Origin of the sequence: Halomonas beimenensis, assembly GCF_002549795.1 — a bacterium.
Taxonomy (GTDB): domain Bacteria; phylum Pseudomonadota; class Gammaproteobacteria; order Pseudomonadales; family Halomonadaceae; genus Halomonas; species Halomonas beimenensis.
On record NZ_CP021435.1, the window covers coordinates 25,479 to 48,454 of the forward strand.

At 71.0% G+C, this 22,976-nt stretch carries 24 protein-coding genes and 1 other RNA gene; 14 read left to right on the forward strand and 11 right to left on the reverse strand.

Annotated elements, in window-relative coordinates; genetic code table 11:
- Window positions 1–2 precede the first annotated feature (2 nt).
- Window positions 3–187, reverse strand: a non-coding RNA gene (ssrS, locus tag BEI_RS00110) — 6S RNA.
- Window positions 188–232: 45 nt separating this feature from the next.
- Window positions 233–532, reverse strand: a complete 300-nt coding sequence (locus BEI_RS00115) for a cell division protein ZapA (protein WP_097787600.1) — start codon at window positions 530–532, stop codon at window positions 233–235.
- Window positions 533–686: 154 nt separating this feature from the next.
- Here BEI_RS00115 and BEI_RS00120 point away from each other — a divergent pair, with 154 nt between their 5' ends.
- From BEI_RS00120 to BEI_RS00135, 4 genes are all read left to right on the forward strand, one after another.
- Window positions 687–1,274 (forward strand): UPF0149 family protein, encoded by a 588-nt coding sequence (locus BEI_RS00120; protein WP_097787601.1) that lies wholly within the window; start codon window positions 687–689, stop codon window positions 1,272–1,274.
- 67 nt (window positions 1,275–1,341) lie between these two features.
- Window positions 1,342–2,679 carry an aminopeptidase P N-terminal domain-containing protein gene (locus BEI_RS00125; RefSeq protein ID WP_097787602.1) on the forward strand — a complete coding sequence of 446 codons (1,338 nt, stop codon included), beginning with the start codon at window positions 1,342–1,344 and terminating at the stop codon, window positions 2,677–2,679.
- A gap of 63 nt (window positions 2,680–2,742) precedes the next feature.
- A complete protein-coding gene (ubiH, locus tag BEI_RS00130) occupies window positions 2,743–3,966 on the forward strand; it encodes a 2-octaprenyl-6-methoxyphenyl hydroxylase (RefSeq protein WP_097787603.1) in 1,224 nt (407 codons plus the stop codon).
- On the forward strand, window positions 3,963–5,225 hold the full coding sequence (locus BEI_RS00135) for a UbiH/UbiF/VisC/COQ6 family ubiquinone biosynthesis hydroxylase (protein WP_097787604.1): 1,263 nt from the start codon (window positions 3,963–3,965) through the stop codon (window positions 5,223–5,225). Before ubiH ends, BEI_RS00135 begins: the two co-directional genes overlap by 4 nt.
- 123 nt (window positions 5,226–5,348) lie before the next feature.
- On the opposite strand, the gene BEI_RS00140 is transcribed toward BEI_RS00135, so the two are convergent.
- From BEI_RS00140 to gpmI, 3 genes are all read right to left on the reverse strand, one after another.
- Window positions 5,349–6,677 carry a S41 family peptidase gene (locus BEI_RS00140; RefSeq protein WP_097787605.1) on the reverse strand — a complete coding sequence of 443 codons (1,329 nt, stop codon included), beginning with the start codon at window positions 6,675–6,677 and terminating at the stop codon, window positions 5,349–5,351.
- A 77-nt stretch (window positions 6,678–6,754) separates the two neighbouring features.
- Window positions 6,755–7,900 (reverse strand): murein hydrolase activator EnvC family protein, encoded by a 1,146-nt coding sequence (locus BEI_RS00145; RefSeq protein ID WP_227644526.1) that lies wholly within the window; start codon window positions 7,898–7,900, stop codon window positions 6,755–6,757.
- Window positions 7,897–9,468: a 2,3-bisphosphoglycerate-independent phosphoglycerate mutase gene (gene gpmI / locus BEI_RS00150; protein ID WP_097787607.1), complete on the reverse strand. Its 1,572-nt coding sequence runs from the start codon at window positions 9,466–9,468 to the stop codon at window positions 7,897–7,899. The genes BEI_RS00145 and gpmI overlap by 4 nt, the downstream gene beginning before the upstream one ends.
- Before the next feature lie 199 nt (window positions 9,469–9,667).
- Here gpmI and BEI_RS00155 point away from each other — a divergent pair, with 199 nt between their 5' ends.
- The 8 genes from BEI_RS00155 (at window position 9,668) to ruvX (ending at window position 15,497) form a co-directional block, all read left to right on the forward strand.
- On the forward strand, window positions 9,668–10,090 hold the full coding sequence (locus BEI_RS00155) for a rhodanese-like domain-containing protein (protein ID WP_097787608.1): 423 nt from the start codon (window positions 9,668–9,670) through the stop codon (window positions 10,088–10,090).
- A gap of 42 nt (window positions 10,091–10,132) precedes the next feature.
- Window positions 10,133–10,651, forward strand: a complete 519-nt coding sequence (secB, locus tag BEI_RS00160) for a protein-export chaperone SecB (protein WP_097787609.1) — start codon at window positions 10,133–10,135, stop codon at window positions 10,649–10,651.
- Window positions 10,652–10,894: 243 nt separating this feature from the next.
- The gene (locus tag BEI_RS00165; protein WP_097787610.1) at window positions 10,895–11,626 is read left to right on the forward strand and encodes a 16S rRNA (uracil(1498)-N(3))-methyltransferase; all 732 of its coding nucleotides are present in this window, start codon (window positions 10,895–10,897) and stop codon (window positions 11,624–11,626) included.
- 118 nt (window positions 11,627–11,744) lie between these two features.
- Window positions 11,745–12,413: a CvfB family protein gene (locus BEI_RS00170; RefSeq protein WP_097790943.1), complete on the forward strand. Its 669-nt coding sequence runs from the start codon at window positions 11,745–11,747 to the stop codon at window positions 12,411–12,413.
- An 85-nt stretch (window positions 12,414–12,498) separates the two neighbouring features.
- Window positions 12,499–13,470, forward strand: a complete 972-nt coding sequence (gene gshB / locus BEI_RS00175) for a glutathione synthase (RefSeq protein ID WP_097787611.1) — start codon at window positions 12,499–12,501, stop codon at window positions 13,468–13,470.
- A gap of 13 nt (window positions 13,471–13,483) precedes the next feature.
- Window positions 13,484–14,407, forward strand: coding sequence for a TonB family protein (locus BEI_RS00180; protein WP_097787612.1), 924 nt, complete (start codon window positions 13,484–13,486; stop codon window positions 14,405–14,407).
- 66 nt (window positions 14,408–14,473) lie between these two features.
- Window positions 14,474–15,031, forward strand: coding sequence for a YqgE/AlgH family protein (locus BEI_RS00185; RefSeq protein ID WP_097787613.1), 558 nt, complete (start codon window positions 14,474–14,476; stop codon window positions 15,029–15,031).
- A 19-nt stretch (window positions 15,032–15,050) separates the two neighbouring features.
- Window positions 15,051–15,497, forward strand: a complete 447-nt coding sequence (gene ruvX / locus BEI_RS00190) for a Holliday junction resolvase RuvX (protein WP_097787614.1) — start codon at window positions 15,051–15,053, stop codon at window positions 15,495–15,497.
- 39 nt (window positions 15,498–15,536) lie between these two features.
- Here ruvX and pyrB read toward each other — a convergent pair whose 3' ends face one another.
- Window positions 15,537–16,565, reverse strand: a complete 1,029-nt coding sequence (gene pyrB / locus BEI_RS00195) for an aspartate carbamoyltransferase (RefSeq protein WP_097787615.1) — start codon at window positions 16,563–16,565, stop codon at window positions 15,537–15,539.
- Between the two features lie 164 nt (window positions 16,566–16,729).
- Here pyrB and BEI_RS00200 point away from each other — a divergent pair, with 164 nt between their 5' ends.
- Window positions 16,730–17,164 (forward strand): hypothetical protein, encoded by a 435-nt coding sequence (locus tag BEI_RS00200; protein ID WP_097787616.1) that lies wholly within the window; start codon window positions 16,730–16,732, stop codon window positions 17,162–17,164.
- Between the two features lie 7 nt (window positions 17,165–17,171).
- On the opposite strand, the gene BEI_RS00205 is transcribed toward BEI_RS00200, so the two are convergent.
- From BEI_RS00205 to hmgA, 4 genes are all read right to left on the reverse strand, one after another.
- Window positions 17,172–18,392, reverse strand: a complete 1,221-nt coding sequence (locus tag BEI_RS00205) for a multidrug effflux MFS transporter (protein WP_097787617.1) — start codon at window positions 18,390–18,392, stop codon at window positions 17,172–17,174.
- Between the two features lie 88 nt (window positions 18,393–18,480).
- A complete protein-coding gene (gene maiA / locus BEI_RS00210; protein WP_097787618.1) occupies window positions 18,481–19,125 on the reverse strand; it encodes a maleylacetoacetate isomerase in 645 nt (214 codons plus the stop codon).
- A 10-nt stretch (window positions 19,126–19,135) separates the two neighbouring features.
- Window positions 19,136–20,155, reverse strand: a complete 1,020-nt coding sequence (locus BEI_RS00215; protein ID WP_097787619.1) for a fumarylacetoacetate hydrolase family protein — start codon at window positions 20,153–20,155, stop codon at window positions 19,136–19,138.
- 44 nt (window positions 20,156–20,199) lie between these two features.
- Window positions 20,200–21,507, reverse strand: a complete 1,308-nt coding sequence (gene hmgA / locus BEI_RS00220) for a homogentisate 1,2-dioxygenase (RefSeq protein WP_097787620.1) — start codon at window positions 21,505–21,507, stop codon at window positions 20,200–20,202.
- 111 nt (window positions 21,508–21,618) lie between these two features.
- On the opposite strand from hmgA, the gene BEI_RS00225 reads away from it, so the two are divergent.
- On the forward strand, window positions 21,619–22,080 hold the full coding sequence (locus BEI_RS00225) for a MarR family winged helix-turn-helix transcriptional regulator (RefSeq protein WP_097787621.1): 462 nt from the start codon (window positions 21,619–21,621) through the stop codon (window positions 22,078–22,080).
- 14 nt (window positions 22,081–22,094) lie between these two features.
- Here the strand turns inward: BEI_RS00225 and bhcR are convergent, their stop codons facing one another.
- Window positions 22,095–22,931: an HTH-type transcriptional regulator BhcR gene (bhcR, locus tag BEI_RS00230; protein WP_097787622.1), complete on the reverse strand. Its 837-nt coding sequence runs from the start codon at window positions 22,929–22,931 to the stop codon at window positions 22,095–22,097.
- Window positions 22,932–22,976: the final 45 nt, after the last annotated feature.

Sequence of the window (22,976 nt, forward strand, 5' to 3'; positions counted from 1 at the left end):
TGGAGTTCCCCAGAGTGCCGCTGTCGTTCTGGCCCTTGAACCCTGTGGTTCAAGGTGGGTGGCCGCAGCCGAACCGTCAGGCTTTCCGACGCACGGACATGCACACGGGTCCGGCTAGCTGTTGGCCCCCTGGGTACTGCGCATAGGCTCGAGGGACGATAACGACTGGCGAACACCCCAGGGAACGTCTCCATCGTAGCAGAGGCACGGCCGGGGCCAAAGCAAAGAATCCTCAGCGGCCGGTGGCGTCGCCCAGGGCGCGTTCCAGTCGCGCACTCAATTCACTGAGGCTCTGTTCCCCGGCGCGGCGTTCATCCAGGGCCTCGAGCAGCTCATGGGTGATGTTGAGCGCGGCCATGATGGCGACCTTCTCCCGATCGACCACCTTGCCCTGGGCATGGATGCCCTCCATGGCCCGATCCAGGTACCGCGCGGCCCGTTCCAGCTTGCCCTGCTCCTCCGGCGGGCAGGCGATGACGTACTGGCGCTCCAGCAGGGTGATCTCGGTGGTGGGCCGGGCGGCGTCGGTCATGGTGGACTCCGATGGGGGTATTGGCAGCACTCGGGTGCGCGCCAGGAGGGGCCGATGCGTTAACATCATGGGGAGAATACGTACGTCAAGCCACTATAAGAGAGCCGTTCGCGGGCGGTCAACGCGCCGCGCGGCTCCAGCACCGGATGGGTCCATGTCACTGATCAACGAACGTCAGGATTTCGCCGATATCGCCGACACCTTCCTGCTGCACGGCAGCATGCAGTCCCCGGCCTTCCTCGATGGTCGCCTGTGCGCTTCCCTGGCCCTGCATGATCTCAGCGCCGAGGCCTGGCTCGAGGCGGTCTGCCTGAGCCTGGGCGTCGAGCAGCCCCGGGACGAGGTCGCCGCCGAGCGCCTGCTGGGCTGGCGCCGCCAGACGCTGGAGGCGCTGTCCGGGAGCGAGCTCAACTTCGAGCCGCTGCTCCCCGACGAGCTGTTCTCCCTCGCCGAGCGGGCCCAGGGCCTGAAGGAGTGGACCCAGGGTTTCCTCGAGGTCATCGAGGATGCCGGGGACGGGCCCCGCAAGGGCTGGTCCGAGGCCCTGCGCGAGGCCATCGACGACCTGCACGGGCTGACCGCCATCGAGACCGATCTCGAGGACAGTCCGGAGAACGAGAACGACCTCTTCGCCCTGACCGAGCATGCCCGCATGGCGGCCATGCTGCTCTATACCGAACAGCATCCCGGCAAGCCGCAGGTGGAACAGGTGGACGACCCCAAGAACCCGCCCAGCCACTGAGGCCTCCCTCGCCGGAGGAGGTGGCGCCGCTCCTCTTTCGGCCATTCCCCCTGCCAAGGAGGTGCCCATGCCGCCCGAGACCCTGCCCCGCCCCGCCCCCATCGCCCCCGAGGAGTTCCGCGAGCGCCGTCGCCGGCTGATGGCCCGGCTGCCCGCCGATGCGGCCGTGCTGCTCCCGGGCGCCTCGCTGGTTCCCCGCTCCCGGGACAGCGAGTTCGCCTTCCGCCAGGACAGCGACTTCCATTACCTGACCGGCTTCCCCGAGCCCGATGCCCTCCTGCTCCTGCTGCCGGGACGCGAGGCCGGCGAATGCGTGCTCTTCTGCCAGGATCGGGACCCCGAGATGGAGGCCTGGACGGGGCGCCGGCTGGGCACGGAGGGCGCCGAACGTGAGCACGGTCTCGACCAGGCCTTCGCCAACGCCGAGCGTGACGCCCGGCTGACCGAGCTGCTGGATGGCCGGGATACCCTCTACCTGCCCCTGGATGCCGGGCCGGCCCTGCGCCTCGCCGAGCGGGTGCGGGCCAGCCTGGTGGCGGGGGCGCGCAAGGGGGCCCGGGCGCCGCTGTCCTTCGCCGACGTGTCGGGACCGATCCACGAGCAACGCCTGGTCAAGAGCGAGACCGAGCTGGCCCTGATGCGCCACGCCGGGGCGATTTCCGCCCGGGCCCATCGCCGGGCGATGCGCATCGCCCGCCCGGGACTCACCGAGTACCAGCTGCAGGCGGAACTCGAGCACGAGTACCGCTGGCAGGGCGGCAGCGGCCCGGCCTATGCCAGCATCGTCGCTGGCGGGGACAGTGCCCGTGTGCTGCACTACGTCGAGAACTCGGCCCCCCTGCGGGATGGCGACCTGGTGCTGATCGATGCCGGGGCCGAGTTCGATCTCTACGCCGGCGATGTCACGCGGACCTTTCCGGTGAACGGGCGCTTCGACGAGGCCCAGCGGGCGCTCTACGAGGTGGTGCTGGCCGCCCAGGAGCGCGCCATCCTGGCGGTGCGCCCCGGTGCCACCCTGGAGACGATCCACCAGGGCGTGATGCGGGACCTGACGGCCGGCCTGCTGGAGCTGGGCCTGCTGTCCGGCGACCTGGAAGCCTGCCTCGAGGCCCACGCCTGCCGCCGCTTCTATCCCCATGCCACCTCCCACTGGCTGGGGCTCGACGTGCATGACGTCGGGAGCTATCGCCATGACGGCGAGCCCCGCCTCCTGATCCCGGGCATGGTGCTGACCATCGAGCCGGGGCTGTACGTTCCCGAGGACGACGACCTCCCCGCCGCCTTCCGCGGGCTGGGGATCCGCATCGAGGACGACGTGGCGGTCACCCCCGAGGGTCACGAGGTCCTCAGCGCCGGGGCGCCCAAGCGGGTGGCCGAGATCGAGGCCCTGATGGTCAAGGGTTGATCTGTGCAATGTCGTCCGGGCAACCCATTACGTAAATTACATTATGATACCGAGGAGCCTTCCATGAGCGACATGACCGGGGACGATGCCTCGCGTCGCGTGGATATCGCCATCATCGGTGGCGGCCTGGTGGGGGCCAGCCTGGGCTGCGCCCTGGCGCCGCTGATCCGTCGCCGGGGACTCGAGGTGGCGGTCATCGAGGCCGCGCCCTTGCCGGAGGACCTGCATGCCCCCTGGCAGCCGAGCTTCGATGCCCGGGCGAGCGCCATCGCCCAGGGATCGGTGCAGCACTTCCGCGAGCTGGGACTCTGGTCGGCCCTGGTCGAACAGGCGGCGCCCATCCGCCGTATCCATGTCAGCGAGCAGGGCCGCCTGGGCGTGACGAGGCTGCGCGCCGAGGAACTGGACAGCGAGGCCCTCGGCCAGGTGATTCCCAACGCCTGGATGGGGCGGGTGCTGCATCGTCGGCTGGCGGACCTGCCCCTGGGCTGGCACTGCCCGGCCCGGGTGGAGGAGATCGAACCCGTCCCGTCGGGCCACCGCCTGGCCCTGTCCGACGGGGCCAGGCTCGAGGCCGGGTTGACGGTGCTCGCCGACGGGGGGCGTTCCGGCCTCAAGGAGCGCCTGGGCATCGAGAGCCGGGAGCGGCCCTACGAACAGGTCGCGCTGATCGCCAGCATCGAGGCCGACCGGCCCCACGGCGGCGTGGCCTACGAGCGTTTCACCACCGCGGGCCCCATGGCGCTGTTGCCACTCCGGGGACAGGCCATGGAGCTGGTCTGGACCCACGAGGCCGGCCAGGAGCAGCAACGCCTGGCGGCGTCGGACGGCGACTTCCTGGCCCAGCTCCAGCGGGCGTTCGGGGACCGGGCCGGCCGCTTCCGGCGGGTGGGGCGGCGCCATGCCTACCCGCTCTCCCTGGTCACCGCTCGGGAAACCACACGGCCGGGCCTGGCGGTGATGGGCAATGCGGCTCACGCCCTGCATCCGGTGGCCGGGCAGGGCTTCAACCTGGCCCTGCGGGGCGTCATGGACCTGGTCGCGGCCCTCGAGAGCGGCCTCGACCGGGGCGAGGCCCCGGGCAGCCCCGCCGTCCTGCAGGAGTTCGAGCGGCGCCGGGCCGGCGATCGTCACAACGTCATCCGCTTCAGCGACGGCCTGGTACGGCTGTTCGGCCTCGACAGCGCCCTGCTCTCCCATGCCCGGGCGGCGGGGCTGGTGGGGCTGAACCTGACGGGGCCGCTGCGTCGCACCCTGGCGCGACGCGCCATGGGAGTGGAACGATGAGCAACACCGAGGAGACGACGATGCGCGACACGGCGAGCGACGGCGGCGAGGCGATCATCGTCGGCGGCGGCATGGTGGGGGCGGCCCTGGCCTGCCTGCTCGGCGAGGCCGGCGTATCGCTGACCCTGCTGGACGCGCGACCGGGACCGCTGGACGCCGAGGCGGTGGGTCGCGGCCTCCCGGGGCGCCGCGTGAGCGCCCTGACCCCGGTGTCCCAGCGGCTGCTGGAGCGCCTGGGGGCCTGGGAGTGGATGCAGGCGCGGCGGGTCACGCCCTACCGCGGCATGCGGGTCTGGGACGCCGAGGGAACCGGCGAGGTGAGCTTCTCCGCCGACGAGGCCGGATTGCCGGTGCTCGGGCATATCGTCGAGAACGACGTGGTGCTGGCCGCCCTGGAGGCGCGTCTGGCCGCCCTGCCCACGGTGACCCGGCGCTTCGGCGCTCGGGTGGCCGGCCTCGAGTCCGCATCGCCGGGGCGCGCGGTGGTGCTGGAGGGAGGCGAGCGGCTCGCCGCCCCGCTGGTGGTGGCCGCCGACGGGGCACGCTCGCCGCTGCGCGAGCTGGCCGGCATCGGCGTGAGCGCCCGGGACACCGGGCATGCCGCGGTGGTCACCACGGTGCGCAACGCCCAGGCCCACGGCGGGGTGGCCCGTCAGGCCTTCCTGCCGTCGGGGCCCCTGGCCTTCCTGCCGCTGACCGTGGACGGGGACGATCGCTACTGCTCCATCGTCTGGTCGACCGCCCCGGAGGAGGCCGAGCGGCTCTGCGGCCTGCCCGCCGAGGCCCTGGCCGCGGAACTGGAGACGGCCTTCGCGGCTCGGCTCGGGCCGGTGTCGGTCATGGATCGCGCCCAGGCCGTGCCGTTGGTCCAGCGTCATGCGGAGCGCTACGTGCTGCCGGGGCTGGCGCTGGTCGGGGATGCCGCCCACAGCATCCACCCCCTGGCCGGCCAGGGGGTCAATCTGGGCCTGATGGATGCCGCGGTGCTCGCGGAGGAGCTGCTGGAGGGGCGGCGCCGGACCGCGACCCTGGGCGGCGAGGCCTGGCTGTCGCGCTATGCCCGCCGGCGCCGGGGCGACAACGCGGCCATGCTGGGGCTCATGGACGGCTTCCGGTGGTTGTTCGGCGCCCGCCACCCGGCGGTGACCCTGGCCCGCAACCTGGGCATGTCGGGAGTCGACCGGCTGGCCCCGGTGAAGCGGCTGCTGATGCAGCAGGCGGCGGGGAAGCGCGGGCGGCTGCCGGCCGCCTGTCGCTAGCCGTACGTGGGTTAAGCAACGCCGAAGGCGCACCCGACGGCTCCCGCCGGATGCGCCTTCGGCTTATCCGGCCTACGGCCCGGCGACGGGGGTTGGCCTGGCCCGCCGGCCTGGGGACGCCCGTCACTCGGTCGCGGCGGGGGACTCGGTCACCGGGGCATCCCGCTGGCTCAGCACGTTCAGCGCCTTGAGCAGGTTGAGCGCCTCCCCGAGCTGGTAGTCGTCGCGCAGGCGGCTGCTGAGCTCGTCCGCCCGGCGACCGTCGCCGTTGCCCTCCAGGTGCCCCTCCAGGTCCGCCTCGCGGACCCTCAGGGCGCTGCGTTCGGCCACCTCGAGGCGACCGCGCACCACCTCCACGTCGGGGGCGATGCCCTGGGCCTGGATGGAGCGTCCGCTGGGGGTGAAGTAGAGGGCGGTGGTCAGCTTGAGCGCCTCGTCCTCGCCCAGCGGCATGATCTGCTGGACCGACCCCTTGCCGAAGCTCTCGGTGCCCATCACCACGCCGCGTCGCTGGTCCTGGAGGGCGCCGGCGACGATCCCCGCCGCCGAGGCGCTGCCGCCGTTGATCAGGACCACCAGCGGCACCTCGGGGGCGGCGGTCTCGCGGCCGGCCGAGAAGCTCATGGCGCTGTCCGGCAGGCGTCCCTCGGTGTAGACGATCAGCCCCTCGTCGAGGAAGGCGTCGGCCACGTCCACCGCGGCCTGCAGCACGCCGCCGGGATTGTTGCGCAGGTCCAGGACCAGCCCCTTCGAGGCCCCCGCCTGGCGCAGCGTCTCCAGGGCCTCGATGACCTGGTCGCCGGTGCGGGTCTGGAACTGGCTGATCCGCAGGTAGCCGAAGCCCGGGGCCAGCAGCTCGTGCTTGACGCTCTGGGTACGGATGATCTCCCGCTCGATGGTCACGCTCAGCGGCGCGCTCTCGCCCTCGCGCATGATCGTCAGGCGGATCTCGGTGCCGGGGTCGCCGCGCATCAGGTCCACCGCCTCCTGCAGCGACAGCCCCTCGGTCGGCGTGTCGTCGATGCGCAGGATGATGTCCTGGGCCTGGAGCCCGGCCCGGGAGGCCGGGGTGTCGTCGATGGGGGTGACGACGGTGAGCTGGCCGTCGCGCTTGCCGACCTCGATGCCCACCCCGCCGAACTCGCCCTGGGTGGATTCCTGCAGGGTCCGGTAGGCCTCGGCATCGAGGAAGGTGGAATGGGGATCCAGTTCGCTGAGCATGCCCCGCATGGCGTTGCGCAGCAGGGTGGCGTCGTCGACCTCCTCGACGTAGGCCCGCTTGATGCGTTCGAACACCTCGCCGAAGGCCTGGATCTCCTCGACCGGCAGGTCGCCGGCCCCGGTTTCCGTCTGGGCCGGGGCGGGCAACGGCAGCGCCAGCAGGGCGACCGGCAGCAGCGCCGCGCTCAGGCGCCGCAGCGGGGCGAACGGGTCGGCGGGCGTCAGGGGCATGCGCTCTCTCGTGATGGCAGGCAGATGGGGGACCAGCATAGCGTGCCCGTGGTCGCTAATGGAATAGTGGCGCCGCGCTAGCGGCGGGCGATCCAGGCGCGCGGGTCGATGGGCTCGCCGTCGCGTCGCACCTCGAAGTAGAGCCCCGGCGAGGCCTGGCCGCCGGTGGCGCCCACCACGCCCAGGGCGTCGCCCCTTGCCACGGCCTGCCCCACCCGGACGCGGAAGCGCTGGAGGTGGGCGTGGAGGGTCATCACGCCGTCGCCGTGATCGAGGATCAACAGGTTGCCGAAGCCGCGCATCCAGTCGGCGAAGACCACCCGGCCGGGGTGGATGGCGGTCACCGGCGTGCCCTCGGCGGCGCGGATCACCAGGCCGTTGCGATGCACGCCGTTGCCGCCGCCGAACCCGGAGGCGACGTTGCCCTGCACCGGCCAGGGCAGTTGCCCCCGGGTGGCGCCGATGTCGGTGGAAGGCGGCGGCCGTTCCAGCCGGGCCAGGCGTTCCTGAATCTGTCGCAGCACCCGCTCGGCGTGGGCCCGGTCCTGGTCGAGGTCGGCGAGCCGCGCCTGCTCGCTCGCATAGCGGGCGTCCAGTTCCTCCACCAGGGTGCGGCGCGCGGCCATGCGCTCGGCGAGCTCGGCCTGGCGGGTCTCGAGCTCCTCGGCCAGGTCCGCCAGCCGGTCGCGACGGGCGTCCAGCGCCTCGCGATTCTCGGCCAGCGCCGATTCCAGGCGGGCGATCGCGTCCAGCCGCGCATGGCGGGCCCGGGCGAGACGGTTGAGGTAGGCCTGCAGGCGATCGAGACGGGCGGGGTCGTCCAGGTTCAGCAGCAGCTTGAGCTGCGGACTGAGGCCCAGGCGGTAGAGGCCGTCGAGCTGCTCCCCCAGGGCGGCGAGCTGGTCGGCGCGTTCGGCCTCGAGGGCCTGGCCACGCGCCCGGAGGTCGGCGACCTCGGCGTCCAGGCTGCGACGTTCGGCCTGGAGGGCGTCCAGTCGGCGGTGCGTCTCGGCCAGCGCCGTCTCCACCTCGCGCAGGGCCTCGCCGGCCGCGTCCCGGGCATCTCGGGTGGCGGCGAGGTCCTCCGTGACCGCCTCGATGCGCTCGCCGATGGCATCCAGGCGTGCGCGGGCTTCCCGCTCGCCGGTCGGCGCCGCCTGGGCGACGCCCAGGGCGAGGCCCAGCAGCAGGGGCAGCCACCGGGCCGGCAGGCGGGGGCTCACGCCTCGATCAGCACCCGGCCGGTCATCTCCTCGGGCACCGGCTGGTCCATCAGGGTCAGCAGGGTCGGGGCGATGTCGCACAGCCGGCCATCCTGGGCGAGGCGCCACGGGCGCTCGCCGACGTAGATCAGCGGGACGTCGAAGGTCGTGTGGGCGGTCTGGGCCGCACCGGTCTCCGGGTGCACCATCTGCTCGGCGTTGCCGTGGTCGGCGGTGATCAGGCAGGCGCCGCCGACCTTCTCCAGGGCCTCGACCACGCGACCCACGCAGGCATCGACGGTCTCGATGGCCTTGACGGCGGCCTCGAAGTCCCCGGTGTGGCCGACCATGTCGCCGTTGGCGTAGTTGCAGACGATGAGGTCGTGGGCCCCGGACTCGATGGCCTCCACCAGGCGGTCGGTGACCTCCACGGCGCTCATCTCGGGCTTCTCGTCGTAGGTCTTGACGTCCTGGGGCGAGGGGACCAGCACCCGGGTCTCGCCCTGGTACTCGGCCTCGCGGCCGCCGGAGAAGAAGAAGGTGACATGGGCGTACTTCTCGGTCTCGGCGATGCGCAGCTGAGTGAGGCCGCGCCGCTCCATCACCTCGCCCAGGGTGTTGGGCAGGTCGGCCGGGGGGAAGCCCGGCGGGGCCGGGATGTCGGCGGCATACTGGGTCATGGTCACCAGGCTGCCGCCGGCCAGGCGGGGCCGGGCGTGGCGCTCGAAGCCGCGGAAGTCGTCCTCGACGAAGGCCCGGGTCAGCTCCCGGGCCCGGTCGGCGCGGAAGTTCATGAACAGCACGGCGTCGCCGTCTGCCACGCGCACCGGCTCGTCGTCGCCGAGCACCGCGGTGGCGGTGACGAATTCATCGGTCTCGCCTCGGTCGTAGGCCGCGTCCAGGCCGGCCTCGGCGCTCCCGGCGGTATGATCGGCGACGCCCTCGGTGATCAGGCGGTAGGCCCGCTCGACCCGCTCCCAGCGGTTGTCGCGGTCCATGGCGTAGTAGCGGCCGATCAGCGAGGCCACGTAGCCGTTGTCGGCGCCGACCAGTTCGGCGAGCCGGGCGTTGGTCCGCTCGATGGAGGCGCGGGCGCTCTTCGGCGGGGTGTCGCGGCCGTCGAGGAAGGCGTGCACGTAGAGGCGCTTGGCGCCGCGACGGACGGCGAGCTCGGCCATCGCCAGCAGGTGGTCCTCGTGGCTGTGCACGCCGCCCGGCGACAGCAGGCCGAGCAGGTGCACGGCACGGCCGGCCTCGGCGGCGGCGTCCAGCGGCCCGGTCAGGGTGGCGTTGCGGTCCAGGTCCCCGTCCTCGATGGCCTTGGTGATGCGGGTGAAGTCCTGGTAGACGATGCGGCCGGCGCCGAGGTTCATGTGGCCGACCTCCGAATTGCCCATCTGGCCGTCGGGCAGCCCCACGTACCGGCCGTCGGTATGCACCAGCGCATGGGGCCGCGTCTCCCAGAGGCGGTCCATCACCGGCGTCCGGGCCGCCAGGATGGCGTTGTCGGTGGGATCCGGGTTGTGGCCATAGCCGTCGAGGATGAGCAGCGCCACCGGGCGGGGCGTCGGGGTCGAAGAGTCGGTCATGGGGTCCAGGCCTCGTGTTGGGGGCGATGCCCGCCACGGTGTCCCGTCGGCGGGGTCGCGACTTGCCGTTGCTTGCGGCATCATATCGCACGGTCCCGCCGGGCGTCATATCGCCGCGTCGGCATCATGTATACTGGGCGCCGCCGGCCCGGGCCGGCATCGTTCACCGTGCACCCGAGAAGAAGAGTTTCCCTAAGCCATGATCGATCAGCTGTTCGAATTCGTGCAGAACCATCCGCTGCTGGTGGGTGCCTTCGTGCTGGTACTGGTGGCCTGGATCGCCTACGAGATCCGCAACAGCAGCGCCAGCGGCGTGACCACCGGCGAGGCCACCCAGCTGGTCAATCGCGAGGACGCCGTGGTGCTCGACATCCGCGAGGCCGGCGACTTCAAGGCCGGCCATATCGCCGGGGCCCGCAACATTCCCCAGAGCCGTCTCGAGGACCGGATGGGCGAGCTCGAGAAGTTCAAGAGCAAGCCGATCATCGTGGTCTGCAAGCACGGCCAGAGTTCCGGTGTCGCCCTGGCCAAGCTCACCAAGGCCGGTTTCGAGCGCGTGCTCAAGCTCAAGGGCGGCATGTCCCAGTGGCAGGCCGACAACCTGCCCGTGGTCAAGAAGTGACCGACGCCATTTTCTCATCTATCGACCAAAGGATCCCTTTCCATGGCGGAAGACAACAACCCGAACAACGGCGCAGGCGGCCAGGCCGCCGGTCAGCAGGACAAGCCCCAGGTGCAGTTCGCCCTGCAGCGCATCTACGTCAAGGACATCTCCTTCGAGGCGCCGAACTCCCCGGCGGTCTTCCAGCAGCCGTTCAAGCCCAAGGTCGGCCTGGACCTGAATACCACCCACCAGCAGGTCGGTGACGACCTCTTCGAGGTGGTGATCAAGGTCACCGCCCAGGTGACCCACAGCGAGGAAGGCACCACCTCCTTCCTGGCCGAGATCGAGCAGGCCGGCCTGTTCCGCATCGGCGGCATCGAGGGCGCCCAGCTGGACCACACCCTGGGGGCCTTCTGCCCCAACGTGCTCTTCCCCTACGCCCGGGAATGCATCGACAACCTGGTCAACCGTGGCGGCTTCCCGCCGCTGATGCTCTCGCCGGTGAACTTCGAGGCGATCTACGCCCAGAAGAAGCAGCGCGAGGCCCAGCAGCAGCAGGACCAGCAGGCCACCCAGTAAGCGACCCCTTGCGGGATGAGCGCCGGGGGCAAGGCGGCGCGAGGGTCCTACGCCATGGGTGAGGAGGATTCCTCCGAACGGGCTGGCCAGGGATGGCCAGCACCGGCCCTGCAAGCGGCGCAGGACGCGAGAGCGCCGCAGGGCGTGGGTAGCGCCCAGGGATGGGTTCACAGCGCCCTCGCACAGGCTTGCCCCCGGGAAAGCTCATCGCCTCGATGGAGCAACCGGAGATCCTTTCCGTCCATGGCGATCAGACCTCCTCGTATCCATGTCGCCGCCGCGCTCACCGACGGCCCCGACGTCGTCCTCCCCGAGGGCGCCGCCCGCCACGTGGCCCGGGTGCTGCGCCTGGGCGAGGGCGCGCCCCTGGTGCTGTTCGACGGTCGGGGCATCGAGGCCGAGGCGGTGCTGGTCGAGGCCGGCCGCAAGCGGGTGGTGGCCCGGGTGGAGGCGGTGCATGAGGGGCGCGGCGAGTCGCCCCTGGCGGTGCATCTGGGCCAGGCGATCTCCAAGGGGGATCGCATGGACTACGCCATCCAGAAGGCCGTGGAACTCGGCGTCGCCGAGATCACGCCGCTCTACACCGAACACGGCGACGTGCGCCTCAAGGGCGAGCGGGAGGCCAGGAAGCTCGCCCACTGGCAGGCGGTGGCCGCCAGCGCCTGCGAACAGTGTGGCCGTGCCACCCTGCCTCCCGTGCACCCCCCGCTGGCGCTGGCCGACTGGCTGGGCGGACGCGGCGAGGCCCTTCGCCTGGTGCTGCATCCCGGCACGCCGGGCGTGCTCGACCGCCAGGGCGAGACCGCCTCGGCGGCGCTGCTGATCGGCCCCGAGGGCGGGCTGTCGTCGGCAGAGGTCGAGGCCGCCATCGGCGCCGATTTCGCCCCCCTGTCCCTGGGGCCGCGGATCCTGCGCACCGAGACCGCCCCGGTGGTGGCCCTGACGCTGCTGCAGGATCGCTTCGGCGACCTCTGAGCGGCTTTCCCCGCCGCCGGCTCGTGTCCATAATGGCGGGACACTTCCTCCCGGTACCCGCGTCATGACCGATGCCCACCGCCGCACGTCCCGTGCCGGCCATTCCCGCCGCGAGCCCATGCGCCGCGCCCGCGAACCCAAGGCCCGGATCGGCGAGGTGGCCTACCTGCCGGTGGTGACGGTCAACGAGACCGGCGCCTTCCTCGACTGGGGGCATTCCCGTGACCTGCTGCTGCCCTACGGGGAGCAACGCTTCCGCCCGGCCGTGGGCAAGCGGGTGCTGGTGATGATCCGCGAGGACGACCGTGGCCGTCCGGTGGCCACCCAGCGGCTGGATCGCCACCTGGCCGATCGCGCCGAGGGGCTCGTCGCCGGCGATGCCGTGGACCTGGTCATCGCCGAGCGCACCGACCTCGGCTACAAGGCGGTGGTGAACCATCGCTTCTGGGGGCTGCTCTACCACGACGACGTGACCCGCTCGCTGCGCCGCGGCCAGCGTCTCCGGGGCCACGTCAAGCGCCTCCGCGACGACGGCCGGCTGGACCTCTCGCTGCTCCCCCCGGGACCGGCCCGGCTCGACGTGGTGGGCGAGGCCGTGCTCAAGGCGCTGCGCGAGAGCGGTGGCTACCTGCCGCTGTCCGATGCCAGCCCCGCCCCGGCGATCAAGGCGCGCCTCGGCGTCAGCAAGAACGCCTTCAAGCAGGCCATCGGCCGGCTCTACAAGCATCGCCGGATCACCATCGAGGCCGACGGCATCCGGCTTACCCCGGGGAGCGGCGAGGACTGAGCGCCTTGGAGTCCATCGCGGCCCTGCGGCATACTGCGAGCCATCATTCCCCGCCGGCCATGTCCCGGCGCCGACGAGAAGACCGATGAGCCAACGCCCCCTCAAGGTCGGCGTGGTGATGGATCCCATCGCCGACCTCAGCTACAAGAAGGACACCAGCCTGGCCATGCTGTGGGCTGCCCAGGATCGTGGCTGGTCGCTGCACTACATGGAGCAGGAGGACCTCTTCCTGCGCGACGGCCGCGCCCATGCCCGGCTGCGCGACCTCGAGGTGTTCCGCGATCCCGCCCGCTGGTTCGCCCTCGGCGAGGCGATGCCGCGGCCCCTGGCCGAGCTCGACGTCATCCTGATGCGCAAGGATCCGCCGGTCGACGCCCACTTCCTCAACGCCGTCCACCTGCTGGGCTTCGCCGAGCGAGAAGGCGTGCTGGTGGTCAATCCCACCCGAGCCCTGCTGGAGTGCAACGAGAAGCTGTTCGCCCAGCAGTTCCCCCAGTGCTGCGCCCCTACCCTGGTGTCCTGTCGCGAGGAGGAACTGCGCGCCTTCCACGCCGAACACGGCGATGTCATCCTCAAGCCCCTGGACGGCATGGGCGGTACCGGCGTCTTCCACGTCCTGCCGGACGGGCGCAACCTGGGCGCCATCATCGAGATGCTCACCGAGCGCGGCACCCGCCAGATCATGGCCCAGCGCTACCTGCCGGAGATCAAGGCCGGCGACACCCGCATCCTGCTGGTGGACGGCGAGCCGGTGCCCTATGGCCTGGCCCGGGTGCCCATGGCCGGCGAGACCCGCGGCAACCTGGCCGCCGGCGGCCAGGGCATCACCCGCGAGCTCACCGACCGGGATCGCTGGCTGATCGAGCAGGTCCAGCCGATGGTCCGCGAGAAGGGCCTGATGTTCGTCGGCCTGGACGTCATCGGCGACTACATCACCGAGATCAACGTCACCAGCCCCACCTGCGTGCGCGAGATCGACGATCAGCGCGACACCGACATCGCCGCGCAGCTGATGGATGCCATCCTGCGACGTCTCGCCGAGCGTCGCGGGGGCTGAGCCGAGGCCGCCCATGGTCGCGCCCGTCAACGACCCCATCCGCTATGCCCCGGTGACCCGCCCGCATCGGCACTGGCTGGCCTGGACGGTGTCGCTGCTGCTGCACCTGGCGATCATCGGCGTGGTGGCCAGCCGCCAGTTCGCGCCATCGCCACCCGCCTCCTCGGCCCTGGACGTGGTGCTGGTGAGCCGGCCCGCCGAGGCGCCGGTGGAGGCGGAGGCCCTGGCCGAGTCGGCCCAGCGGGCGGCGGGCGAGACGGCCGAGTCGCCGCCCGCGGAAGCGCGCGCCGCCCCCCTGGAGTCGATGCCCGCGCGTCAGGCCGCGGAGCGTGCCGTGGATCCGGCGACCCCGGCCGAGCCCCAGGCCCCCGCGCGTCCCGCTCCCCAGGCCCGAGTCGACGAGGCGGCCCCGCCCGCCGAGGAGCGGACGCGGGAGGAGGCCGTTACCCCCGACCCCCGGGAGAGCGCCCCCCAGTCCGCCGATACCGCCGCGACCTCGACCGCCGCCGCGCCGTCCGCCTCGGGGCGCGATCTGCTGGCCCAGGCCACCGCCAGCATCCGCGAGCAGGGACTCTCCGCCGACCATGCCGGGGAAGCCTCGGGGGTCGCCCGGCCGGCGGCCCAGCAGGCGGCCGAGGCCCGCTACATCGACGACTGGACCCGGCGGGTCGAGGATTACGGCAATCGGGTGCACCCGGCGCCGGCCGAGCTGGAGGGCCAGCTGCGGATCCGGGTGGTGATCGGTCGCGACGGTCAGGTTCGGCGAGCGGAAGTGATACAATCCTCGGGACATGCCGAACTCGACCAGGCGGCCCTGGACACCGTCCATGGCGCCGCGCCCTATCGTCCCTTCGACGCGGGCATGGGAGAGCTGGACAGCCTGTCCATCACCCGCATCTGGCGGTTCGGCGAAGGCAATCACTACGGCGTGCGCTAGGCCCGTCCTGAGCCGTCGGCGGGCCGCCGGACGTTCAGATCGCACCTAGTTCCGCTGGGGAGTCCCATGCAAAGCTTGAAAAACCACTTCCTGATGGCGATGCCGCACCTGGAAGACCCCAATTTCGCCGGCACCCTCAGCTACCTCTGCGACCATGACGACAAGGGCACCATGGGAGTGATCGTCAACCGGCCCCTGGAGCTGACCCTCGACGCCCTCTTCGAGCAGCTCGAGCTGGAGGGCGCCGGCAGCCCGCACCTCAATGCGCCGGTCTACTACGGCGGTCCGGTGCACAAGGACCGCGGCTTCATCCTGCATCGCGGCCGCAGCGAGGACTGGGACTCGAGCCTCCAGGTGGCCGAGGATATCGCCCTCACCACCTCCATGGACATCCTCGAGGCATTGGCCGCCGGTCGCGGCCCCGACCAGTTCCTGGTCTGCCTGGGGTGTGCCGGCTGGGAATCCGGCCAGCTCGAGGAGGAACTCAAGGACAACGCCTGGCTGACCGTGGAGGGCCGCGCCGACATCCTCTTCGAGGTGCCCCCGGAGCAGCGCCTGGGTGCCAGCGCCAACCTGCTGGGGATCGATCTCAACCTGATGACCCGCGAAGCGGGCCACGGCTGATAGGAACGGAGCGGTGCCGATGAGTCACAGCGGCCAGCGCCTGATCCTGGGGTTCGACTTCGGCACCCGGCGCATCGGGGTGGCGGTGGGCAACGAGCTGACGGCCAGCGCCCGAGCCCTGGAACCGCTGCCGGCGCGCGACGGCATCCCCGACTGGCCCCGGGTCGCACGGCTGGTGGAGGAATGGCAGCCGGACCTCTTCGTGGTCGGCCTGCCGCTCAACATGGACGGCAGCGAGAGCGACATGAGCCGCCGGGCTCGCAAGTTCGGCAAGCGCCTGTTCGGCCGCTTCGGGATTCCCTGCGAGATGGCCGACGAGCGCGGCTCCACCCGGGAAGCCAAGGCCATCGCCCGGGAGGCCGGCCACCGCGGCAACTATCGCGACGAGGGCGTCGACGGCCTGGCCGCGGTGCTGATCCTCGAGGCCTGGCTGGCCGAACGGGAAGGCCTGCCCTCCCGCCCCTGATCGGGCCGGCAATCGCCGGCCCGCCTCCTGTCCTTCCTCTCAGGCTCCGGCGTCGTCCACGCCGAAGGTCCTGGGCACGAACCAGGGCACGTCGCGCATGTCCTTCTCGACCAGGTCGTCCACCTTCAGCAGGGTGGCGAAGATCGCCATGCGCATGGTGAGCCCGTTGTCGGTCTGGCGGAAGATGGCCAGGCGCGGGTCGCCGTTGAGGTCCACGTCCAGGTCGTTGGCGTCGGGGCGGCTGTCGCGCGGCAGCGGATGCATGACGATGGTGTGGTCGTTGCAGCGTCCGTCCATGAAGGCCCGGTCCACGGTGTAGTCCCGGGACAGGCTGAAGCCCTCGGTCATCTCGGCGGTGAAGCGCTCCTTCTGGATGCGCGTGGTGTACACCACGTCCGCGTCCGAGAAGTCGCCGGCCAGGCTCTCGCGGACCTGCACGTCCAGCCCCTGGCGCGCCACGTGCTCGATCAGCGGGTGCGGCATCTCCAGCCCCGGCGGGGCCACGAGGGTGACGCGCATGGGGCCATAGAGGGCCAGCAGCTTGATCAGCGAATGCACGGTGCGCCCGTACTTGAGGTCGCCGGTCATCAGCACATGGGCCCCTTTCAACGACCTGCCCTGGCGGGCGAACTCCTTGTGGATGGTGTAGATGTCCAGCAGCGCCTGGCTGGGATGCTCGCCGGGGCCGTCGCCGCCGTTGATCACCGGCACATTGGTGGCGTGGGCGAACTCGGCCACCGAGCCCTGCTCCGGGTGGCGCATGACGATGGCGTCGCAGTAGCCGCTCATCACCCGGCTGGTGTCGTAGAGGGACTCGCCCTTGGCCATGGACGAGAAGGTGAAGCCGGTGGTGTCGCAGACGCTGCCGCCCAGCCGGCAGAAGGCGGCGTGGAAGCTGACCCGGGTGCGGGTGCTGGCCTCGAAGAAGAGGTTGCCGAGCACCGCCCCCTCCAGCACCCGCGTGACCTTGCGCCGCTGGGCGATCGGCTCCATGCGGGCCGCGACGCGCATCAGGTGATCGACATCGTCTCGTGACAGGGAATCGACGGAGAGCAGGTGGGAACTCATCGCGGGCCTCGGCTGGCGGTTGGGGACGGGCGCTAGTGTACTCCGCGTAGCCGTTGGCTTCAGCCCTCCCGCGGAGTTGGCCGGGAACTGACCTGGATCAAGGCGCGGCGGTGCGGCCGGGTTAATACTATATAGTATTAACCACCCTCGAGGAGGATGCCGCCATGATGCCCGAGACCGCCCCCCGTCAGACGTCCCGCTGGACCCGCTTCGCCGAACGCTGCCATCGGGCGAGTCTCCGCCAGCAGCTTCAGGAAGTGCGTTACGGCAGCCCCGGCGTACTCGCCACCCTGGTCGAGGACCTGGCGCGTCCCCTGGACCCGGCCCTGGAGCGGGAACTCGCCCGCCTGCTCGACGAGCCCGGCCATCGGGACATCGCGCCCGCTCGCACCCTGCTGCCGGTGATGCGCCAGCGTTACGGCCTGGACCCGATGGTGGCGAGGACCCCCGAGGGGCGCACCATGAAGGCCACCTGCAACGGCTGCCCGGCGGCGGGACGCTGCTGGCGGGCCCTGCGCCACGGCGCCTCCGCGGCCCAGTGTCGCGAGTTCTGCCCCAACGCGCCGGCCCTGGAACGGGAAGCCGACTCGCCGCGATAGGGGGAGCCTACTTGGCGAGCGGTGCCGGAGCCGGTCGCCGCTGCGTGCCGGCACGGCGGACCAACCCCCAGTAGCTGATCACGGCGACCAGGCCGGCCAGCCCGATGGCGATCGCCATGCTGTGGGAGGTGCCGTCGTGCAGCCGGCCCACCAGGGCGCCGGCCAGCGCGGCGATGCTCATCTGCAGGAAACCGAACAGCGAGGAGGCGGAACCAGCGCACTCGGGATGCGGCGCCAGGGCGCCGGACATGCTCTGGGGCATGACGATGCCGAAGCCGGCGACGAACAGCACCTGCGGGGCGACCACCGCCCAGGGGGCGAATACCCCGGCCAGCGACAATGCCGCCATGCTCCCGCCGCCCAGGGCGCAGGCCAGGGTCCCCAGCGCCAGCAGGCGCTCGCGGCCCAGCCGGTGGCTGTAGCGGCCGCTGATCAAGGAGCCGCTGACGAAGCCCAGCACCACGAGAGTGAACAGCAGGCCGTAGTCGGTCGGCTTGAGCCCCATGAAGTCGACGAGCACGAAGGACGACCCCGAGAGGAAGGCGAACAGGCCCGAGAAGACCGCGGCGTTGGTCAGCGTATAGCCGACGAAGCGTCGCTCGCCCAGCAGCATGCGGAAGGTGGCGAGCAGCGCCAGGGGCTGGATCGAGCGGCGCTGCGTGGGTGCCAGGGTCTCCGGCAGCTGGCCGGCGATCAGCGCCAGGATCAGCAGGGTATAGCCGGCGAGCAGCCAGAACACCGCGGGCCAGCCGAATACCACCAGCAGGCCGGCGCCGGCCACCGGCGCCACGGCCGGGGCGACGGCCATGGCGATGGCCATGTAGGAGAGGATGCGCCCCGCCTCGGTGGGGCCGTGGATGTCGCGCACCATGGCGCGCCCCAGCACCGGCCCCACCGAGCCGCCCAGGGCCTGCAGGAAGCGGCCGAGCAGTAGCGCCTCGATGCTCTGGGCCAGGGCGCACAGCATGCTGGTGGCGAGGAACAGCGCCAGCCCGCCGATCAGCACCGGCTTGCGGCCGAAGCGATCGGCCAGGGGGCCGCAGATCAACTGGGCCAGGGCGAAACCGGCCATGTACAGGCTGAGGGTGAGCTGCACCTGGTCCGGGCCGGCGTCCAGCGCCGCGGCCATGGCCGGCATGGCGGGCAGGTACATGTCGGTGGCCAGGGGGCCCAGGGCGGTGAGTGCCGCCAGCAGGACGACGGTGGCGGGAGAGGTCGGCCTCAGCACATCGGGCTCCTCGGTGGATGGGCAAGCAGGAAAGCAGGCGGGCGCGGCCATGGCCGCGCCCGCATGTCGTTAGCCAGCTTAGCACATCTCAGCCGGCGTCGGGCTGAGCCTCGGGAGCGGCGTGCCGGAAGGCTTCCAGGGCCCGGGCGTTGGCGACGATGCGCCGGATGCGCGGGTAGGCCTCCAGATTGCACTCGAAACGCTCGGCGTTGTAGACCTGGGGCACCAGGCAGACATCGGCCAGGGTCGGGCTGTCCCCGTGGCAGAAGTCGCCGCTGCCGGTTTCCCGGTTGAGCATCGCCTCCAGGGCGGTGAAGCCCTCGTGGATCCAGTGTCGGTACCAGGCCAGCTTGGCGGCCTCGTCGAGACCCAGCTCGCCGGTCAGGTGCTTGAGGACCCTCAGGTTGTTCAGCGGGTGGATCTCGCAGGCCACCAGCTGGGCCAGGGCGCGGACCCGGGCACGGCCCTCCAGGTCGGCCGGCAACAGGGCCGGCTCGGGATGGCGCTCGTCCAGGTACTCGCAGATCGCCAGCGACTGGGTTAGCCGCACGCCATGGTCGGTGACCAGCATGGGCACCAGGCCCTGGGGATTCTGGCCCCGGAAGGCGGCATCGCGCTGCTCGCCCTTGACCAGGTTCACCGGGGCCTGCTCGTAGTCCAGGCCCTTGAGGTTGAGGACGATACGCACCCGGTAGGCGGCCGAGGAACGAAAGTAGCCATAGAGCGTCGTCATGCCGACCTCCTCACTTCGCCTCGTGTTTCACGACCTTCTGGTCGATGGCGCCGAAGATGCTCCGGCCCTGGCGATCGAGCATCTCGATGCGGACCCGATCGCCGAAGCGCATGAACGGCGTCTTGACCTCATCGTAGAGGATCTTCTCGACCATGCGCACCTCGGCCAGGCAGCTGTAGCCCACCCCGCCGTCCTTGATCGGCTTGCCGGGGCCACCATCGGCGTCGGGGTTGGAGACGGTGCCCGAGCCGATGATGGTGCCGGCCCCCAGGTAGCGGGTGCGAGCGGCATGAGCGACCAGCTGCGGGAAACCGAAGATCATGTCCGGGCCGGCCTCGGGCTCGCCGAACTTCTCGCCGTTCAGATGCACGGTCAGCGGCAGGTGGACGCGGCCGTCCTTCCAGGCGTCGCCCAGCTCGTCCGGCGTCACGCAGATCGGCGAGAAGCTGGAGGCCGGCTTGGCCTGGAAGAAGCCGAAGCCCTTGGCCAGTTCGCCGGGGATCAGGCCGCGCAGGCTGACGTCGTTGACCAGCATGATCAGCTTGATATGGCCGGCGGCCTGTTCCGGGGTCACCGCCATGGGCACATCGTCGGTGATCACCGCGATCTCGCCCTCGAAGTCGATGCCGTGGTCCTCGCTGACGGCCTCGATGTCCTCGGTGGGGGCCAGGAAGCTGTCGCCGCCGCCCTGGTACATCAGCGGATCGGTCCAGAAGGTCTCGGGCATCTCGGCGCCGCGGGCCTGGCGCACCAGCTGGACGTGGTTCAGGTAGGCGGAGCCGTCGGCCCAATGGTAGCTGCGCGGCAGCGGCGAATGCAGGCTCTCGACCTCGAGATCGAAGGCGCCCTCGACGCGGCCCTCGTTGAGCTCGGCGTAGCGCTCCTCCAGGCGGGGGGCGAGCTCGTCCCAGTGCTCGATGGCCTGCTGCAGGGTGGTGGCGATCTCGGTGGCGCGCACGGCGCGGCTCAGGTCCCGGGAGACGATGACCAGTTCGCCGTCGCGGCCGGTGTTCAGGGTGGCGAGTTTCATGATGTCGGTCCTTTCGGTGTCAGAGGGTTCTTGCTGTCCGGCGTTCAGGGTGACGCCGGATCGAAGTGGGAATCCAGCCCGGCCCAGACGTCGACGTAGTCGCGCTGGCGGAAGTCCGCGTTCAGGGCCGCCTCGGTGGGCTGGAAGACGTAGCGGCTCTCGAACATGAAGGCCAGGGTATTGCCCTGATACTGGGGCGTCAGCTCCGCGTTCGAGGCCTTCTCGAAGGTCTCGGCGTCCGGGCCGTGGGGCGACATGCAGTTGTGCAGGCTGGCGCCGCCGGGCACGAAGCCTTCCGCCTTGGCGTCGTACTCGCCGTGGATCAGGCCCATGAACTCGCTCATCAGGTTGCGATGGAAGTAGGGCGGGCGGAAGGTGTCCTCGGCGACCATCCAGCGCGGCGGGAAGATCACGAAGTCGACGTTGGCCATCCCCGGGGTGTCGGAGGCCGAGGTCAGCACGGTGAAGATCGACGGGTCCGGATGGTCGAAGCTCACGGTGTTGATGGTGTTGAAGCGAGCCAGGTCGTACTTGTAGGGGGCGTAGTTGCCGTGCCAGGCCACCACGTCCAGCGGGGAGTGATCCAGGCGGGCGGACCAGAAGGCCCCGGAGAACTTGGCCACCAGCTCGAAGTCACCCTTCAGGTCCTCGTAGGCGGCCACGGGGGTGAGGAAGTCCCGCGGGTTGGCCAGGCCGTTGGCGCCGATGGGCCCGAGGCCGGGCAGCTCCAGGGGACTGCCGTAGTTCTCGCAGATATAGCCCCGAGCGGCGTCACGGCCCTCGGCCAGGCGCACCTGGAACTTGACCCCCCGCGGGATGACGGCGATCTCGCCGCCGGTCACCTCGAGCTCGCCGAACTCGGTGCGTAGCCGCAGGGTGCCCAGCTGAGGCACGATCAGCAGCTCGCCGTCGGCGTCGTAGAAGAAGCGTTCGGTCATGTCGCGGTTGCAGGCGAAGAGGTGCACGCCGCAGCCGGCCTGGGTGCCGGCGTCGCCGTTGACGGCGATGGTGACCAGGCCGTCGACGAAGTCGGTAGGGGCCTCCGGCACCGGCAGTGGATCCCAGCGCATCTGGTTGGGGTCGGCGGCGGGGCGGGCCGGCGGGGCGGTGACCACGGCGTCGTGCGGCAGGCGACGGTAGGCGCTCTGGGCTACCGAGGGGCGGATGCGATAGAGCCAGGAGCGCAGGTTCTGGTGACGCGGCGAGGTGAAGGCCGAGCCCGTCAGTTGCTCGGCATAGAGCCCGTAGGCGCAACGCTGGGGGGAGTTCTGCCCTTCCGGCAAGGCGCCGGCCAGGGCCTCGGTGGCGAAGTGATTGCGGAAACCCGGTTGATAGTCGAGCGCTGTTGTCATTCTGTGCGACCTCTGTTCATTGGTTTCATATGAAACTATATCGGGAATGCTAGACCCTGTTGGTTTCATATGCAACCATTTGTCGCCTCCTTCCCGATCGAGAGCGATGCGATGCCCCCCGATCATGCCTCGGCGTCAGGCTTCGACCTGGAGCGCTTCCTGCCCTACCGGCTCAACAGCCTGGCCGACCGGATCAGCCAGGCCCTGGCCTGCCTCTACGAGACGCGTCATGACCTCAGCGTGGCCCAATGGCGGGTATTGGCGTGGCTGCATCATCGCGAGGAAATGACCGCCAAGCAGATCCGCGAGGCGACCCGCATGGACAAGGCCAAGGTTTCCCGGGCGGTGCAGGCGCTGGAGGATCGGGGGCTGATTCGGCGACGCCCCTCTCCGCAGGATCAGAGGGTCCAGGACCTGCGGCTCACCGCGGCGGGAAAGGACCTGCTGGCGGAGTTGATTCCCGAGGCCAGGGCCTGGGAAGCGGAGCTGGTGGCGCCGCTGTCCGTCGAGGAGTACCGGGAGCTCCTCGACGTCATGGGCAAGCTGGAGCGCCAATTGGCGCGGCTGGAGTAGGGGCCCGCTCGGGCTCAGGCCAGGGCTTCCTCGGGGGCGGGCACGCGGCCGCCGAGCAGGGCGGTGATCTCGTTGGCGGTGTCGCGGACCAGCTCGCCGAGCTCGGTGAGGCGCTCCTCGGGAATCCGCGCCATGGGGCCGGACACCGAGATGGCGGCGAGCGGGGTGCCGTGCTCGTCGTGGATGCAGGCGGCCACGCAGTGCAGGCCGATGGCGTGCTCCTCGCGGTCGCAGGCGTAACCCTGCTGGCGAATCTCGGCCAGGCGCTCGCGCAGCTCGACGGGGTCGTGGATGGTATTGGTGGTCACCCGTGCCAGGCCCCGCTCGTCGAGCACGCGCTCGAGCTCGTCGTCGGGCAGCCAGGCCATCAGCGCCTTGCCCACCCCGGAAGCATGCAGCGGCGCCCGGGAGCCGAGCCGGGTGATCATGCGCATCATCTGCGGCGACTCGCTCTGGGCCAGGAAGACGGCGGTGCTGCCGTCGCGCACGCCCAGGTTGGCGGTCTCGCCGGTCTGGGCGGTCAGCCGGCGCAGGAAGGGACGGCTGGTGCCCACGAAGTCCCGGGCCTCGACGAAGCTGTTGCCGATGCGGAAGGTCTTGACGTCGATCTTCCACACCCCGAGCTCGTTGTCCTGGGTCACGAAGCCCTGGCTCTGCAGGGCCTGGAGCAGTCGATGGGTCGTGGAGGGGGCGAGTTCCGCCTGCTCGGCGATCTCGGACAGGGCCAGCCCGCCGGGGCTGGCCGCCAGGCGCTCGAGCAGGTTGAGCCCGCGCACCAGGGACTGGCTATGGCCGCCACTGCTCTTGCCGGATGCCGGTCGTCCCGCCGTTCTGCGCTTGACTTCGCTCACTGCCTCTCTCCCCGATTGATGCTGGCCGATCTCCAGCATACCGCG